13 protein-coding genes are annotated in these 17,335 nt (G+C 39.9%); all 13 read right to left on the bottom strand.

The window, feature by feature from the left end; genetic code table 11:
- Positions 1–89: 89 nt before the first annotated feature.
- Positions 90–1,334 (bottom strand): thioredoxin family protein, encoded by a 1,245-nt coding sequence (locus ACWICE_RS17205; RefSeq protein WP_454298866.1) that lies wholly within the window; start codon positions 1,332–1,334, stop codon positions 90–92.
- A gap of 3 nt (positions 1,335–1,337) precedes the next feature.
- Entirely contained in the window at positions 1,338–2,276 is a 939-nt protein-coding gene (locus ACWICE_RS17210) for a S1 family peptidase (RefSeq protein ID WP_454298867.1), read from the bottom strand.
- Between the two features lie 2 nt (positions 2,277–2,278).
- Positions 2,279–3,376, bottom strand: coding sequence for a redoxin domain-containing protein (locus ACWICE_RS17215; RefSeq protein WP_454298868.1), 1,098 nt, complete (start codon positions 3,374–3,376; stop codon positions 2,279–2,281).
- 30 nt (positions 3,377–3,406) lie between these two features.
- Positions 3,407–4,111 carry a DUF4369 domain-containing protein gene (locus ACWICE_RS17220; RefSeq protein WP_454298869.1) on the bottom strand — a complete coding sequence of 235 codons (705 nt, stop codon included), beginning with the start codon at positions 4,109–4,111 and terminating at the stop codon, positions 3,407–3,409.
- A gap of 23 nt (positions 4,112–4,134) precedes the next feature.
- Positions 4,135–5,247 carry a redoxin domain-containing protein gene (locus ACWICE_RS17225; protein ID WP_454298870.1) on the bottom strand — a complete coding sequence of 371 codons (1,113 nt, stop codon included), beginning with the start codon at positions 5,245–5,247 and terminating at the stop codon, positions 4,135–4,137.
- A gap of 11 nt (positions 5,248–5,258) precedes the next feature.
- Positions 5,259–6,770 (bottom strand): discoidin domain-containing protein, encoded by a 1,512-nt coding sequence (locus ACWICE_RS17230; protein WP_454298871.1) that lies wholly within the window; start codon positions 6,768–6,770, stop codon positions 5,259–5,261.
- Positions 6,771–6,808: 38 nt separating this feature from the next.
- Positions 6,809–8,182, bottom strand: coding sequence for a RagB/SusD family nutrient uptake outer membrane protein (locus ACWICE_RS17235; protein ID WP_313261134.1), 1,374 nt, complete (start codon positions 8,180–8,182; stop codon positions 6,809–6,811).
- A gap of 10 nt (positions 8,183–8,192) precedes the next feature.
- Positions 8,193–12,293, bottom strand: a complete 4,101-nt coding sequence (locus ACWICE_RS17240) for a hypothetical protein (protein WP_454298872.1) — start codon at positions 12,291–12,293, stop codon at positions 8,193–8,195.
- Between the two features lie 43 nt (positions 12,294–12,336).
- Positions 12,337–13,479: a FecR family protein gene (locus ACWICE_RS17245; RefSeq protein WP_454298873.1), complete on the bottom strand. Its 1,143-nt coding sequence runs from the start codon at positions 13,477–13,479 to the stop codon at positions 12,337–12,339.
- 96 nt (positions 13,480–13,575) lie between these two features.
- Positions 13,576–14,142, bottom strand: coding sequence for an RNA polymerase sigma-70 factor (locus ACWICE_RS17250; protein ID WP_454292252.1), 567 nt, complete (start codon positions 14,140–14,142; stop codon positions 13,576–13,578).
- A 291-nt stretch (positions 14,143–14,433) separates the two neighbouring features.
- Entirely contained in the window at positions 14,434–15,381 is a 948-nt protein-coding gene (locus ACWICE_RS17255) for an MlaD family protein (protein ID WP_185214320.1), read from the bottom strand.
- Between the two features lie 55 nt (positions 15,382–15,436).
- Positions 15,437–16,285 carry an N-acetylmuramoyl-L-alanine amidase family protein gene (locus ACWICE_RS17260; protein WP_254530167.1) on the bottom strand — a complete coding sequence of 283 codons (849 nt, stop codon included), beginning with the start codon at positions 16,283–16,285 and terminating at the stop codon, positions 15,437–15,439.
- Positions 16,286–16,354: 69 nt separating this feature from the next.
- A complete protein-coding gene (locus ACWICE_RS17265) occupies positions 16,355–17,248 on the bottom strand; it encodes an N-acetylmuramoyl-L-alanine amidase family protein (RefSeq protein ID WP_454298874.1) in 894 nt (297 codons plus the stop codon).
- Between the last annotated feature and the right edge of the window lie 87 nt (positions 17,249–17,335).

The following is a 17,335-nucleotide window of genomic DNA, read 5'->3' on the forward strand; positions in this document are numbered from 1 at the left end:
AATTTGAATCGGCTTTTTGAATGCACAGAAACAAGAGACAGTATAGGATCTATAACTTGCTTTTTCATTCATTACTTAATAAACAACATTTAAAGAATATTTTCACCTTTCTTCATCAGGTCTAAATTTTCATTCAAATCATAGAGTTGATTTTCTTCAGCCCTTGTGATTGCCTTTTCCATCAAGGAGATCCCTTTTTCTTTTTCTCCCACTTTATAGTTCAACAAAGCGTAGTTGGAAAGATTTTCGACATCTTCAGACTTTTCAAAGGCATCTCTCGACCAGGTCAACAGTTCTTTGATGAGTTCAGTCTCCTTGGATTTTTTCGCAAAAACACCCACATATTCCATTTTCATTCTATCACTGATGCTATGGTCATATTTTTGGATATAGGCTTTCAGGGCAGGGACATAATCCTGCATTAGGAGGCCATTTTTATAGAAGTTTAATTTTATGAAATCCAGTAGTTCCGTGCTATGGTTAGGGTATTTTGCAACTAGGGTATCTTGGAAAACAGACCAATCTGGATTGTTTGTCAAGATATAATAGCCCATAGGAGATTTACGGCCGAGCTTGTTGGCGGCATCTTCAAAATTTATTATTCCTCGGTATAGATCCTCGGCCGCTGTTTCTCCTAACAAAGAGTCAATTTTTTTGGCTTGATTCAAAAGTATGGGGAAGCCGATGTCATGGGATGAGCGGGTTACATCCATGATGACCTGTGCTTCGGCTTTTGTTTCAATAGCTGGTTTCTGGGAAAGATAAGCCTTGATCAAATCTTGTTTGTCCTCGGGCTCAGCTTCCATGGAAGCATTTAAAAGCTTTTTTAATATGGTTTTGTCCTGCTTGTTTTCCTCATACTTCTCTCTTAAGGTATAGTATTGGAAATCTGGATTCGGGACGTTTTGCAATAGGTTTAGGAAGTTGCTGATCTCTCTCTTGCCATAGGCTTTATGTACTATTTCGCCATTGGGATTAAAGAAGAGGTAGCAAGGGTAACCATCCACCTGATAATTCTTGTCAAATTCCTTGCTTAATTTCATCCATTCTTTTTTGATTGCATTGGCCTTGGGATCATCATCAAATTGAACCTGGACAGACACATAGTTTTGGTTGCTGTACTCTCCAATTTTACTGTCTGTAAAAACCTGTTGTTCCATGATCTTGCATGGAACACACCAAGAGGTATAGCAATCCATCATGATGTATTTGTTCTCTGCCTTGGCTTTTTCTTTAACCTCTGCCCAATTCAGGTTATTACTGAATTTTATTCCTTTTTCCTGAGCAAAGAGAACGGTTGGTAGCAAGAATAGTATAAGGATGAATCTTTTCATGATTTATTGGATTAATAGCTTTAGAGCACGTACGGAAATAGCATTTTTCATGACCATCTGTTGTTTGTTGCCTTCAGCGGCTGCCGAGGGGATGGTCTGGGTAGAAGAAACCACACCAGCCAGGTTGCCAGCCTCTGATAGGATAGGAGCACCGCTTGAACCGACCGCATAGTCTGCACTGATGGTCATTCTATATTGACGGATTCCAGGGGTCCTAGGGTTCAACATCAAGCTGTTCTTGTTGACGATGCCTTCACTCAGATAGTAATAGATATGATCAGGATGGGAAATGATATAAACGGGTTCACCAGGTAATAGGACAGGTCCTAATGGAATAAAAGGTAATTTCTTTCCATTTGTTTTTACTTTAAAAATCGCCACATCATTACTGGAAGAAAAAGCCAATAGCTTATCCATCACATAAATCTCGCCGTCTATTGTTTCGATAAAATAGGTGCTGAGATCTGAGCTCAATTGCAAAGAGTCAGTTGGCTTATCTGTATGGATCAATTCGGCGAGCACATGATAATTCGTTACGCAGATTCCATCTGAACTGATAGCAAAAGCGGATGCAAATAGATCTGCATATGGATAATCGTTTCTATCCTTTTGGTTCAAACGCCCCATCAAAAAGACTGTTGATTTTTTTGCTTGAAAAAGATCTTTGGGTTTCAAGGGTTCTGTTGAAGGATTACCTTCTATTTTCCATGAAAAAGCTTGTTCATTTTTTAAAGATCTGGCTTCTAACTGAAGTTGAGGAACAGTTTTACCTTGCTGTGCGTTAAATGCAGCCAGTACTTTTTCCTCCAAGTCCTTGTGGTAAAGAGCATCATTCGTGAAAATGCTATCTGATTGGTCTTGCGCATTGACTTCCGATTGAAAAAAGGAGAGTGCGAGAGCCAAGGTCAAAGCCAAAAAAAGAGGTTTTTGAAACAATTTCATGGTTAAAGCAGTTCTTCGAGTTTTTTGATTAAAGCTTCGCCTCTTAAGTTTTTGGCGATGATTTGGCCATCCGCATCAACCAAGAAATTGGTCGGGATCTGTACCACATGGTACATTTTAGCCACATCACTATCCACCCCTGTAAGGTCGGAAGTTTGTTTCCAGGTCAGTTTATCCGCAACGATTGCTTGTCGCCACATTTTTTCCGCTTCTTTTTTGTCTAGGGAAATACCTAAGATTTCGAAACCCTTTTTGTTGAACTGATTATAGGCAGCAACTAAATTCGGGTTCTCGGCGCGGCATGGTGCACACCAACTTGCCCAGAAATCGATCAGTACATATTTGCCTTTGTAATCTGAAAGGTTGACCGTTTTACCTTCTGTATCTGGAATGGAGAAATCGGGTGCCGGCATGCCAATATCAACGATAGCAGATTGCATGATCAGTGAATTGATCATTTCACCACCTGGAGATTGCTTTAGCTCGTCGGACAGTCCTTGGAAAAGCTCTTTCATTTGACTGTTTTCCAAGCTTCCCACAAGATTGTATAATTCGGTTATCGAAACGGCACTGCTGCCATGGTTTTTGATAAAGGAAACTGCAAATTCATTACGGCTGACATATAATTCGTCCATCAGCTTGTCATATTCTTCTTGAGAAATGTTGGGCTGAGGATTATTATATTGATCATCCAATTCCTTGATCTTCGCAGCTAATTTAGTTTCAAAGTCTTTGATTTCTAGGTAATCTGAATAGGTCTTAGAACCTGTAATTTGTACTTCATTAATCTTGTTGAAGTCTCCATTGACTTGAATATTGCCGGGTTCCACGAATAAAAAGAAAGCGGTGCTTTTATCATTGGACTTATTGACCAAGAATGAATTGGTTGGTCCTGGAATGGTTCCTTTAAATTCAAACTTTCCGTCGACCACCTCTGCGGAATCTTGGCCAGGATAGTCGCCGCGCTGTTCAAGGTGGATATATTTGCTAGGCCAATTCTTGATCTCGCCCTTGATGCTAAAGGGCTCTTGCGCAAAAAGAGGAGAGCTGACTGCTGCAGTTAAAAATAAAGCTGTTATCGTCTGGATGTATATTTTCATGATTGTGTTGTTCTGTTTTTTGTCTTTTTATCATTGTCCTTCTATCTCTTCTTCTTGTTTATCCTTGCCCATCAATGGAAGGTTTTCGGATAGTAAAACGCCCTCTGGACTTTCCTTGATATAAAGGCTTAGGGAATTGAATAGAGCAACCAATTCGCTGTTCAGCAGGCTGTTGTTTAGGGTCTGGATTTCCGATAAGCTAACGATGCTGTTTGGGTGTTTTTTGATGAATGCCTTAGAGTATTCGATGTCCAGTAGACTTAGGCTATCTAGGCTTTTATAGTATTGTTTTAATACCGTGCTATCTTCCGTAGTGAACTGAAGTTGGACATATTTGCTCATTTCTTGGTCGTATTTTTCATGACCTTCCCTGAGCTCAATAAAGTCATTGTAGGTAGCTGATCCTTTTACTTCAACATTTTTAAAATCCTCGAAATTGCCATTGACAGTGATGTTGCCAGGCTCCACGTATAGAAGTTTAGCGACTCCGCTTTTTTTCTGTGTAATCAGATATGCTGCAGTTGCACCAGGTATGCTTCCGCTGAATTGGAAGCTGCCATCTGTGGTGCTTACCGAGTCCACTCCAGGGTAATTACCTTGACGAACCAAATAAACTGTTTCTGTTGGCCATCCCTCAATTTTACCTTTTACGGTAAAATTATCTTGGGAAAAACCAAGTTGGGGAATGGCTAATAATGGAATGAATAGTGCAAATAGAATTGTTTGAATTTTCATGTAATTAAGCTTATAGTGTATGGTTATTTAAATATTTCTTTCAGTTTTTCCTGTAGTTTTTCTCCAACAAGGTTTTTGGCAATGATCTTTCCGTCAGGTCCAATCAGAAAGTTGGATGGGATAACTTGAACTGCATAGGTTACTGCGGCTTCGTTTTTATTGCCTTGAAGATCAGAAATCTGAGGCCAGATGACCCCGTCGTTTTCGATGGCGCGTTTCCAACGCCACTCCTCAGCTTTGGAGTCAATGGAAACCCCTAGGATTTCGAAACCTTTATCCTTATAGGATTTATAGGCAGCAAGTAGATTTGGGTTCTCTCTACGACAAGGGATGCACCAGCTTGCCCAAAAGTCAACGAGTACATACTTTCCGCGGAAATCTTGGAGTTTGATGGTGTTTCCGGCTGTATCTTTTTGTGCAATATCTGGGGCGATCTTTCCAATTTCAATATTCGACAAGTTTTTCATGTAGGCATTGATATCTTCAGCCTGTACACTTGCGATTAATTTAGGGTCTAATAGATCATAAAGTTTCTTGAGTTCGGTATAGCTCAGATCTTGGCTTAAGCCTGCAAGTTCATAGACGGTTGCTGGGCTTGATGGATGTTCCTTTATGAAGGTTTTCGAAATCTCAATGTTTTTTGCGGTCAAGCTTTTTATTTCTTTACTAATGTTTGCCTGTTTGGTTTCATCCTTTTCATTACCTAAGACTTGGTATAGGCTGTCGATTTGGTCGCCAAGAGTTTTATGGATGTTCTTGATTTCATAATACTCATCAGTGGATTTGGAACCAGTTACTTTGGCTTCTTCCAGATTAGCGTATTGGCCATGGATCTCGATATTTCCAGGTTCTAAGAATAGAAATTTATATTTAGGTTCCTCTCCATCTAAGGAAACCAAGAATGCATTGGTTGGGCCTTCGATCTTTCCACGGAACTCAAAAGAACCATCCTTGTTTTCTACGGAGTCCTTACCCGGGAAATTGCCTTTGCGTTCAAAACGGATATACTTAGATGGCCAGCCATCAATTTTTCCTTTGACCACAAATTCACTTTGGCTAAATGCTTCTTGGCTAAACAATGAACCAACTAATAGAAGCAGGGGGGTGATTTTTCTAATATTTAATAAAACTGTCATATACGTAATTTTTAATTTATACCTTCTATTTCTGAAATATATGGGGTGCCAAAAGAGCTTTCGATAATGGTAAACTTCATGTACTTCGCAGTAACTGGATTGATGAATTTTAAGTGTTTCTTATCAGGGTTATCTGCTGAACTTTGATAATTCACATCACCTGCTATAAAGACACCTTCTTTTTTCCAAGTCTTGCCATCATTGCTGGAATAGGCTTCCACTTTGGAGAAGTTGTAATAGATATCGTATGAACTTTGGTATGAAGGGGTGAAGACAAAACCTTTAAGTGTTTCGGTTTTACCTAAGTCGATTGTCAAATCCTGTGGGGTGTATCCTGCGGCTTTCCAGATTGTGGATGTTTTTCCGTCAAAGAGATTGCTCGCTGGGAAATCCTTATTGCTGTCATTTACTTCAGCCTGGACTTTCCATAAGCTGCGGTCCATTTTATTACCCTTCACTGTTTGAAGCGGGTAAGCAATATTTTCGGTCTGAAAATCCTGAATGTTTATGGTGATGAATGCATACATGGACCCTAGGTCATTTTCTGGTTGTACCATATTTTTATCGGATGTGTTTTCCAATTCAATGATAGCCACTTGGGTCTGGGTGGATGGTTTGATTTGTTGGAAATCAATATGCACCTGAAAACTATCCCGCGAGTCTGTTTCACCTACGACAAACTTGACCGTAGGTTTTAAGATCTTAATGGCACTTTCAGGAATTCGAATATATTTTTCCCTTTTTATTGCCTCAAACCAGGTTTGTAAGGTATCGGAGGTATTGACACGAATCTTTGCTTGCGATTCAATGTCAAGAGGATGGTTGATTCTTGCTGAAAACATATATTTTTCATTTCCATTATCCTTGCCATTGATTCGAGTGATGGATTGATTTCCATTTAAGAAGTAATAGCCTCTTGGTTTACTGTCTTGGAATCCATTTTCAAATTTAAATACACCTAACCTTACTAGTGATGGAGTGATCGTTACTTTCATCTTGACAAACATGTAACTGCTTTTCAATTTGCTGTTTCCTGAAAGCACCTTTAGCTTGATGGGAATCAAGTAGATTTCATTATGCTTTAAGTGAGTCGCGTTATTCAATTCAACCTTGAGGGTATCGGTTGACTCAGAAAGACCTGATTCTACCGTTATCTTCCCTTCATCAGCCAACTTAAAGGCATCGCCTGGGAAAGTCGGAGATTTGGTATGCTGCAGACTGTCATAAATGCTTAATAGAGAAAGATCTATTTTTCCTTGAACATGGATGTCTTCTGATGCTGCGCTTTCCAATAACACGGGTAAACCAGCAGGAGCAAGGGTTCGGTTATTTACTGCAGAGTCGCCAAGTTTCATGGCCGTTGCATTTCCGATATTGCTGCTCAGGTAATTGCTGAACTCATTAGCCACCTCTTGGTATAAATCGAGATTATCCTTTTTACAACCCACGATGTTGTTCAGCACAACGAGGATGATCAGGGCAGAAAGGCCATATCGAAAAAGTATATTTATTAATCTATTCATGATATTAATGCGTTGTATTCCTTGATCTGAATCACTCCTTATCTAGGATTTGGTTTGATATCTTTATTGTTATTGCTGATCAGTGGAGCTATCTCCATTAAATAGCGTGGTGAATTGGGCTTGATAATGGCAACGATTGTATCTTGATAGTTTTCAGAATCATAAAAGCTCCGAACAATATTCTTTAAGAACTTTTCCTCCCGATTGAGTCTTTTTAAGTCGAACAATCTTAAACCGCCATGACAGAAGAGTTCTCTTCTTCTCTCCTCCAATACCGTCTTTAGGATATCGTTATCACTTACCTGCAGATCAGTTGAATTTTCAATTCGGTTTTTTCGCAGAAGATTTAGAATAGGTAAAGCTTCCCTAGGTTTGCCTGTTCTAGCTAAACTTTCGGCTTTGATCAGCATAACTTCTGGTACAGCAATGCTATAGTTGAAATGGTATTTGCCATCTTCATTAGCAAAAATATCATAGTAGTCGAAGTTGATTTTCTTTCGGAAATCTGAGGATGTGAAAAGCGAATCCAAACTTTTGCTGATTTGAATTTTAAAGGCATAGGTTAGGTTTAAATCATAGTCTACACCAGTTTTTCCTAGTAATACTTCTGGATTTCGGCTTTGGTCCAACAGTTTTAATGGGGCTGCGGTAAGGGTTTTATAATCCAATAAAGAAGATTTTAGAGCCAAGCATTCATCAGCTGATTTCAAAGCTTCAGCATAATTTCCCATAAGCAAATGTGTCCTGCTCAGTAAGGCCAAGGCCGATGCTTTACCAGGATGAATGATCGTATTCCCCATAACTGGAAAGTCTGGGGTAGCGATGGCATCGGTTAACTCCGTTATGATTAATTTGTATACTTCTTGAACCGTTGCTCTTTTTGGTTTAACGCTAGCATCTGGGATAAGTGAAATTGGGATGGCCAATTCGGTAGCAGCTTTGCCATTGGTAAAGTCTTGACCATAAATATTGGCCAATTGTAAAAAATACCAAGCTCGGTTTACCTTTGCCTGTGCAATTGCAATGGCAAGGCCTTTTTTCTCTTCTTCACTTTTTGTTTTTACTTCCGAGGCTTTTAGGATCAGGATATTCATTTGTAGGATACGCTCATAGGCGCTTTTGTACATGAAGTCCATTTCGCCAGGTCCCCAAATGTGTTGGGTATACATATAACTGTTGCCGTAAAATTCATTTCGGGCGAAGGCTGGAAAGCTGATGTCATCCGCCATGAGGTCTGCTAAAATAAAATTACAACGTGCTATAGAGTCGCTGTTAAGCATTTCCTGAAAGTCCTTGAGGGTAGAGGGGTTTACATTTCCGGTGCTTGGCGTAATGTCCAAGAATTTCTGACATGAGGAAATTGTATATAAAATCACAAGACTCAGAATGAAAAAATAATGTTTTGTCTTCATGTTTTTATGATTAGAAAATAACGTTTAGTGTTGCCCCATACTGGATAGGAGTAGGTAAACCAAGTCTACCGCCCGTGTCCACATTATTAGGGTCGTATTTATATCTGTTTTTCGCCCAAACGGCTACATTTTGCATGTGAGCTGAGATGCGAAGGCTTTTTACATATTTTTCGTTTAGATAGCTCTTCGGAATTTCCCATCCGACCATCACTTCTTGGAGTCGGATAAAATTGGCTGACATAAAGCTATTGCTGGAGTTCTGAGCTAAGAAACTACGGATGGATAAACCTGTATCATTAGTCAGCGCAGGGACATCGGTGAATGCTTCATCGCCTGGTTTTTTCCAGCGCTGGCTAATCAAATTGGAGTTTTCGTATTGAGCCCCTGAATTGGAAGGAATAAACCTGCGCATAATACCACCGAAGCTACCCATAAAGGATACACGGGCGAAGAATTTGCCGTAGGTAATATCATGCATGAAACCACCTGTCCATGGTGCTCGCGTAGCTCCCATATAGATGATGTCATTTGCCAAAACGGTAGAATCTGGGTTAGCAGTGATATTGCCTTTAGCATCATAGATTTGTGGTGCACCTTCTGCGTTTAGCCCTGCCCAGCGGTATCCCCAAACATTGGTTGTGCTATAGCCCTCTCGGAAGGCCGTAAGATATTGCCTGCTGGCAGAATATGGAGTTTTTGGAATTGACTTTGCCATATTCACGTTATAAGCTCCGTTGATAGCGAAACTATAGCTGAATTTTGGTTTTCTGACAATATCTGATTTATAGAAAAACTCAACCCCTTTGTTTACAATATTGCTAAAGGTAATCTGATTGTCCAACCCTGTTGAGGGATCGGTAGGGATCGGGATGTTATTGGTAATCCCTTGGTCAGAACGATTATAATACCTTAAATCGATTCGGTGTCGGTCGTTGTTCAGACCAAATTGGAAATAAATCTCAATGTTTTTGTTCCTTGGTGGCAAAACTGAGAATGAGCTATTGGTCGCCAATCCAAAACCACCGCCCGCACTGCTATTGGTTCCCATCATCAATCCCAAACCTTGAATGGAAGAAAGGTCTTGATAAGTTGCTCCAATCATTAAGGTACTGATCCCCTCAGAAGTGAAATAGGATTCCTTCTTGATATCATAGGAAATATTTCCATTGAATTGTTTCTGACCTTCTGGGGAACGGTCAAAGGTACCGTTGAACATCAGGGTTCCATCTCTTAAAGACCCTTCCAATCCCGCACTAAAATACTTGAGTGTCCTACGTTGGTTAAAAGAAGCGGAGTCAGTCAAGCTTCCGCTAGGGGATATACCAGTCAATTTCATGGTATTGTAGCGGCCATAAACGGATAGTGCATCGCCGAATAGGTTAAACCTTAATTCTTCAAAAATATTGAAGGAGGATTGGCCTGCCTGTGGTACTGGAATAAAATTATTTACCCAGATGGCATAATTATTCCATTCTGTTTGCCTATAGCGGTTACTTCCAATCGTAGTAGGGAGGTCAGGCATTTTATTTCCCGTCAAACCAGCAGATGCCATAACCCCAGTAAGCCAATCTGGAAGGTTTTTATGTTTGAACTGGTAACCTACGATGGAATTAAATGTCCTAGTTGTTGCATATTTCTCCATACCATAATTAGGACTGAAAGCCTCGCTATAGTTGGCATTGAAATTTATGGTCTTCTCTTTATAATCGTAATTGATTCCAGCATTCCAGTTTAGGTTCCTAAAGATCGAAGTGTCACCGGAGGAAGGAGTCAATAGGGCAAAAGGATAAATCAAAGCTGCCGTATTGCTATATAGCCTTCTGAAGTTTTCAACACCGCCAGTGGGATCACCGCCAGGCAGGAAGATTGCAGAACCTTTACCAGTGTTTTTATTGTACCCATATCGAGTTACATTTCCCGGTCTTTCCCTGGTCTCGTTTGCTCCACCTCCACCTATATTTGCTGTAACGGTATGCTCATCAATCTTTAAGGAGTAACTTAGACCAGAACGGATGTTCCATTGTAGATACTTATCACGGCTATTGTTTAAGATGTCTCCCGGTGGTACATAGAAATCTACCGAACCGTCATTTGGAGACCCATAATTATTAAAGAGTTGTCTGCCTTCGCTGCTTTGGCGATCTGTAATTCGGTCATTATTGTTGCGAGTCATGCGATAGAACACTGAGTTGTCCCAACGCAATCCTTTAAACAGATCCCATTTCATTTCCAGACGACTTTGAACTAAGGTGTTCTTGGATAGGCTATTCATCAAGCGGTTGTCTTCCAAAATATTGCTACCATGGTTGAAATAACCATTTTTCATGATAAGGTTATTGTAGACATCACCAAGTACCTTTTGGTCATAGATATAATTTCCTTGGCGATCCAAGAACATCTGATAGGCTGGGGGAAGGTTGTATATAGATAGTTCAGAGGCTCCGCCCTGAGCATTTGTTCTGTTGGCATTGATTTGCCAGTTTGCTATTAATTTTCCTTTCAGGAGGTTGAAATTATTTTTCAAGTCAACACCGAAGGTGTTGGAATTATTGTTGAGTCCATGGGATTTGAAATTGTTATAGGTCCCGGTCAAGGTGAACATATATTGCCTTGTACCACCTGAGAATGTCAACAAATGGTTTTGGGAGATGACATCCTGTTGGAGATGTGCCACTTGGGCTTCATTGGATAAAACCGATAGCGAGTCAATCTTACGATTGAAATCTGCTTCGGTAATTTTGTTGTCCCTACGCCAAGCGAAAAGTCTTTCGGCTAAATTTAGGTTTTCAAAATCCCCATCTCCAGGTACAAGATTCATTTCTGCAGCACTTTTTAGATAGTCGATAATATCTTCAGAGTTCGCTAATCCCAATTGAGCCATATCGTACTTCGGAGCAGGCTTAAAGTACATATTGGCGTTATATGTAATGTTGACCTGGTTCTTTCTGCCGGTCTTGGTCTTGATCAAGATAATACCAGCAGTAGCGCGTGGTCCCCATTTGATGAGTTCCTTAGGGTCTTTGATAACTTCTACGGATTCCACATTGGCCATTGGATAATCTGCCGGGAATTCCTCAACAGGGAATCCGTCAATAATTACCATCATCCCTTCGGTATTACCAAAACTGGCAGAACCTCGGAGTTCGGGAACTAGCGTTACACTGGCTTGATTGGAGTACTCAATAAAAAACCTACCAGCATCACCTCCGCCTGGAAGGCTGGTTTTATTTTCAATAGCATCGATCATCCTTTGCCCATTCGGGTAGAATCTCTGGAGGAATTGATCCAATGTATAATATGTTTTTCTAAGACCACCGCCTTGACCCGTTTGGATGGTTCCAACTTCGGTGATCCCGACAATCTTTCTTTTGTTCGATGGAAGGATCTGTAAGGTCAAGCCTGGAACAGTTCCTTGCAATAATTGCCCAAGGTTCATGTATGACCTGTTGGTCATATCGATCTGGGTATTTAAATTCAAATTTTTCTTTACTCTAGCCTCGACCGTTACTTCGTTTACTGCCAATACTTGGTTATAGAGCGTAACGAGCATATTTCTTTCCCCACGAAATAAGATTGTACTCTCTTTATAGCCTTGACAGGTAAAAGTAACCAAGTCACCCCTTGAAGTTTCTATGTTAAATCGCCCATTGATGTCGGATATGGTCCTGGAGTTTTTGGGGTCTTTGCTATTCACAATGGTCACTCCTCGAATGGGTTTTCCGGCTTGATCTCGAATTTCTCCCTCGACCATTCGGGGCAAGTTAGGGCGGGTCAGTTGATCGATGTTGACCTCAATGACCGTTTCCACGATCCTAGGTCTCTTAGGGACCAAGACAATGGTATTGTTCGCAATGGAATAAGATATGGTCTGGTGATGGAAGATCTCATCCAATACGGTTCTAAGATCTTGGTCCGTAACTTTTATCCGTACTCTTTTTGATTTCTTGAGTATTTCAGTGGAATAAAAGAGATCATAATTCGTCTGTTCGACAATCTTTTCCAGTACGTCCTTTAATCTGCTGTTTTTTTCATTCAGGGTGACCTTTTGAGCAAACAAGGGTAAGGAAAGCATCATCAAACAAGTGATAATAGCTAATTTGATTCTATTCATTTTAAGGTTATGGTAATTAGGGTTATTGGTACTTTTCTTTAGATCATGGGATTACGGTAAGTTTGTTGTTCTGGAGCTGTGTTTTGATTCCACTTAATTCTAAAACTTTCAGCACTTCTGAGAGATTTTGGTTCATGCTCGTGCGGCCGGAGAAGGTTTGATTTTGATCTACCCCTGCTAGGAATTCGACTTCAATGTTGTACCAGCGTTCTATTTGTTTCATAATTCCTGCTAAGTCTGAATCTTGAAAGTTGAAATATCCTTGGACCCAGCTAATGGATTGTTTGGCATTCACCTTCGATTTGGCAAGTTTTTCCTCGCGACGGTCATAAGTAATTTGTTCGTTAGGTGTTAAGAAATGGTCTTCACCTTGACAGGAGATCTTTACCCTTCCTTCCAAGAGGGTGGTTCTGCTAGAATTTTCGTTTGAATAACTATTTATGTTGAATTGAGTTCCCAAAACCTGAATGGTCTGGTCTTCGGTTTCAACGATGAATGGTGCATTTTCATTTCTTGTGACCTCAAAATAGGCTTCTCCAGTCACATGGACCTTGCGTTGGTTTTCTGCAAATTCAATTGGGTATTTAATGGTAGACTCGGCATTCAACCAGACATTGGAACCGTCTGGCAGTTGGATCTCGAACTTCCTTCCTTTGGGCGTGTGGGCGGTGTTGAAAGAGGTCTTTCCGGCCTCGCCTTTATAATAAATGGCCCCATCTTTTTTATAGATCTCAACGCCATCCTGACTCGCTATGAGTCCGTCTGCTAATGAGTCGATTTCAACGGTTTCACCATTTTCTAGAGAAAGGACCAATCCTTCTGTACCGGCTTTTTTATCTTGAGATGTTATAGTGTTTTCTGGGGTTTTATTATCTGTAACAAACCAATAAGACGCGATGCCTAGGATCATCAGAAGGCTTGCTGCAATACCTAGGTAGGTTTTATTTCTGTACCACATTGGTTTCGGCTCTAGAATTTTGCCATTAGAAACCTCAAGTTTTGCCAATAGACCTTCTAGGATTCTGGTTTTATGTTCTTCTTTGCTACTTGCAATATGCTCAGGGATATTAATAGGGTCATTCTGGGCACTATTGTACCAAGCAGCATATTCCTTTGCCTCATCGTCAGAAATCGAACCATTGAGCCATTTCTGCTCCAGTTCGGCTAAGCGATTTTGTTCCGTCATCGTAATTTAATTATAGGTCTATATAACTATAATCAAGGTGAGGGCCCATATCCCTATATAGAAAATGAAAAAAAGTAATATTTTTTTAATGATGTCTTAATAAAACAAGCAGATGATATAATTGAGGCCTGATTTTATTTTCTTGAGAGCCCGGGTTAAATGGGCTTCCACGGTCTTTTCCGCAATTAATAGCCGTTTTGCAATTTCTTTTTGGGATAGCCCTTCTTCACGGCTCAGCTTGTAGACCAGTTGGCATTTTTCGGGAAGCTGGGTAACCAATTTTTCCAATTTGGTCTTGAGTTCTTCAAATTGGAGGTAGTTTTCCATAGAATAGAACTTCTCATCCTCAGATCTTTTGCTGTAGTCAACAAACTTTTGTTCTACTGCCAGTCTATGTCTATAATTAATGATCTTATATTTTAGAGCTGCTGCAAGGTATCTTTCTATTTGGTCACTGAGTCTGATGCTCTGCCTGCGTTTCCAGATATCCAAGAATATATCCTGGACTATCTCTTCAGCTACTAGGATGTCGGAAAGTTTATTGCTGGCTATAACCAAAAGCTTGTCCCAATACCTTTTATATATCTCTGTAAATGCTTTAGGGTCGCTGTCTTTCAATAGGACCAATAACTTTTCATCAGAATATTTATCAAAATGGGACATTTTAGTGCTTAAATATCAATCCTCAGTGTTAAAATAACTTCAATATGATTTAAACGGATAGTAATATTTATCGCTACATCAAATAGAATTAATTAAACTTTGATTATTTTAAGTATAAAATTATTAAAATAATATTTTATTGTTTTAATGTATTATTGGTTATAATTAGTAGTCGATTAGGTAAGTAGTTAATTGATAGTTGTTTAAGCAATTTAAGTGGTTTGAAATAATTCAATAAAAAAGCTCTAATCGGTTAAAATTAGAGCTCTTTGTAAAATTGATTCGTTGAATCTATTTTGTGTCTTTCTTTCCGAAGATTGAAATCTTCAGGTATTTACCTGGATTTTCTTTCAGGTCTTTCACCAATTGGTCCAGATTTTCGGAAGCATTTGTTAAGTTATTGTATAGCTTTTCATCATGGATCAATTGACTTAGTGATCCATCTCCAGTATTGATCTTATTGGTTATTTCCATCACGTCCTTCATGGCTTGGTTGGCATTGTCAACGGTCGCCTTGATTTCCGTTTTTGATAGATCATCTGAAAGGTTATCCAGATTCGCTAAAATGGAATTGATCTTTTCGTTGTTGTTTTTGAAGTTCATCGTAATGGACTCCATATTGGCAAGGATCTTACTCAAGCGGTTTTTCTCTGCACCCATCAATCCATCTACATCACCTGTAATCTTTTCAAGGTTCTTCAAGGAAACAGAGATACTATGTACACTGCTCTTGAAATCTCTTTGGAAGTTTTCATCCAATACCGAGTTTACACCCGATAGTACGGAATCCAGTTTTACGACCAAGTTTTCGATTTTCTTTTGCAAAGGTTCAACTTTTTCCATCAGGTTAGCCTGGACATCCGATAGCAATGGATCTCCGTTTCTGGCCATGGTGGTGCTGTTTCCTAATTCAAAGACGATGGCCTTACTACCCAATAGGTCGGCACTTACAATTCTTGCCACTGTATTGGATGGGATATCATAGTCATTGTTGATCTTGAATTCAGTCCTAATTTTTCCGTTCGGTTGGAGGGTAAGTTTAGAAACGCGGCCAATTTGGAAACCACTGACCAATACAGGTTTAGAAACCGCTAGGCCGTCCACGTTATCATATTCTGTGTAAAAAGTATTTTCGCTGCTAAAAACATTGTTCCCTTTGAGGAAACTGTAACCGATAAATAAGATTGCAATAGCAATACTAGTTAATGCCCCGACTTTAGTTTCGTTAGATATTTTCAAAATTACCCTATTTAAGTACTACCACTCTGTTCTAACCGCCAATTTAAGAAAAAGTTTATTTTTCTATGCTTTTTCTGTAGGTATTTATGGCATTGAACAAATCGGTGACAATTGATTCTTGTCCAGCGGATGACATCATGAAGCGTTCCTCATCTGGATTGGAAATAAATCCGATTTCGGTCAATACTGCCGGCATACCTGCTGTTGCCAAAACCGCTAAAGATTGTTCCTTTACACCTCTGTCCGTACGGCTAGATCCCGCAAATTGATCTTGCATATAGGATGCAAGACGGATACTTTGCTCTCTAAATTTTCTTTTCATCAATGAAAATACGATGTAGGTAGAGGGGTCTTTAGGGTCAAAACCACCATAGTTTTCTTTGTAGTTTTCCTCCATTAGGATGGATGCGTTCTCACGGATCGCTACATCTTGGTCACCGGTACGGCTAAAACCCAGAACCAATGTTTCGGTTCCTTTCGCGGAGGTGTTCAGCACACGTTGCGTGACATAACGACCTCGGCTGTTTTTTACCCTACGGCTACTGGCACCACCTGAGTTACAGTGTATGGAAATAAAAAGGTCCGCATGATGCTTATTTGCCAATGCAGGACGTTCATAGAGTTTAGGATATACATCCGTGGTACGTGTATAGATCACTTTGATGCCTGGGAACTCCTTCTGGATCTTCTTTCCCAGTTTCAAGGCCACCTGTAGGGCAATGTCTTTTTCCTTAGATTGCCTACCTACTGCCCCAGAATCATGTCCACCATGCCCAGGATCTAATACTATTGTTTTAATTTTTCTAGGACTTCCACTTTGGTCGCTTTGTAAATCTTTTGGTTTAAAACTCGCTAATACAACCACTGAGATACAAGTCAACAATAACCCAATTTTCCGAATCACGTTTGTCTTTTTTGTTGTCAATTTCTCCAATTTCTCTTAATCGTTTCTGTTTCCTATCAAATTCTATTCCTAATGTGCAATTGAATTTGATTTATATTGCTTGATGGCGTCCACTAAATTACCTACGATTTCATTCTGTCCAGCTTCAGAAGCCATGTACTGTTCTTCATCTGGGTTAGAAATAAAGCCGATTTCCGTCAGTACAGCGGGCATAGCTGCCGAAGCTAAAACTGCCAGGGATAATTCTTGTACCCCGCGGTTTGGACGGCCTTTTTTAACATATTCATTTTGGATATGAGTTGCAAACCGAATGCTCTTATCGCGATATGTCCTCTTCATTAAAGAGAAGATAATATAGGTAGAAGGGTCATTTGGGTCAAATCCGCCATAGTTCTCCTGATAGTTCTCTTCAAAAAGAATATCGGCATTCTCCCTAACGGCTACTTCCGATTCTCCTCGCTGCAACCTGTTAAAACCACAAACAAAAGTTTCGGTACCACTTACTCCAGGGTTCCTGATGGTCCTGGTGGTATAGCGCCCGTTCTTACCTTTCACTCGGCGGTCGACATCGGCCGAGTTGCAGTGGATAGAGATAAAAAGGTCAGCATGGTTTTTATTTGCCAAGGCTGTCCTTTCGTGAAAAGGAACATCCACATCAGTTTCACGGGTCAACATAGCCTTTACGCCAGGCATTTCTTTTTCAATCGCTTCTTTCAATCGTTTTCCCACTTGCAGCGTAATATCCTTTTCCACGGTGGTCCTTCCTCGAGCACCGGGTAGATTACCACCATGTCCTGGGTCAATAACGACCAATTTGAATGTTTTATTGGATTGCGAAGTTTGAGGAGGATTATTCTCAGGATTTTTCTTTTCAGTGGAATGAACAATACCGCTCAAGAAAATCAAGGGAAGAAGTACTGCTGCAAACGTAATCGATATTTTTGTTGATTTATTGAAATTCATAGTTAACGTTATTATTTTAGTCCTATCAATAACATTGCAAATGTAAACTGTTAAATATGATTAACTTTTGAAAAACCTAATCGTTGT

The organism is Sphingobacterium sp. NPDC055346 (genome assembly GCF_053645235.1).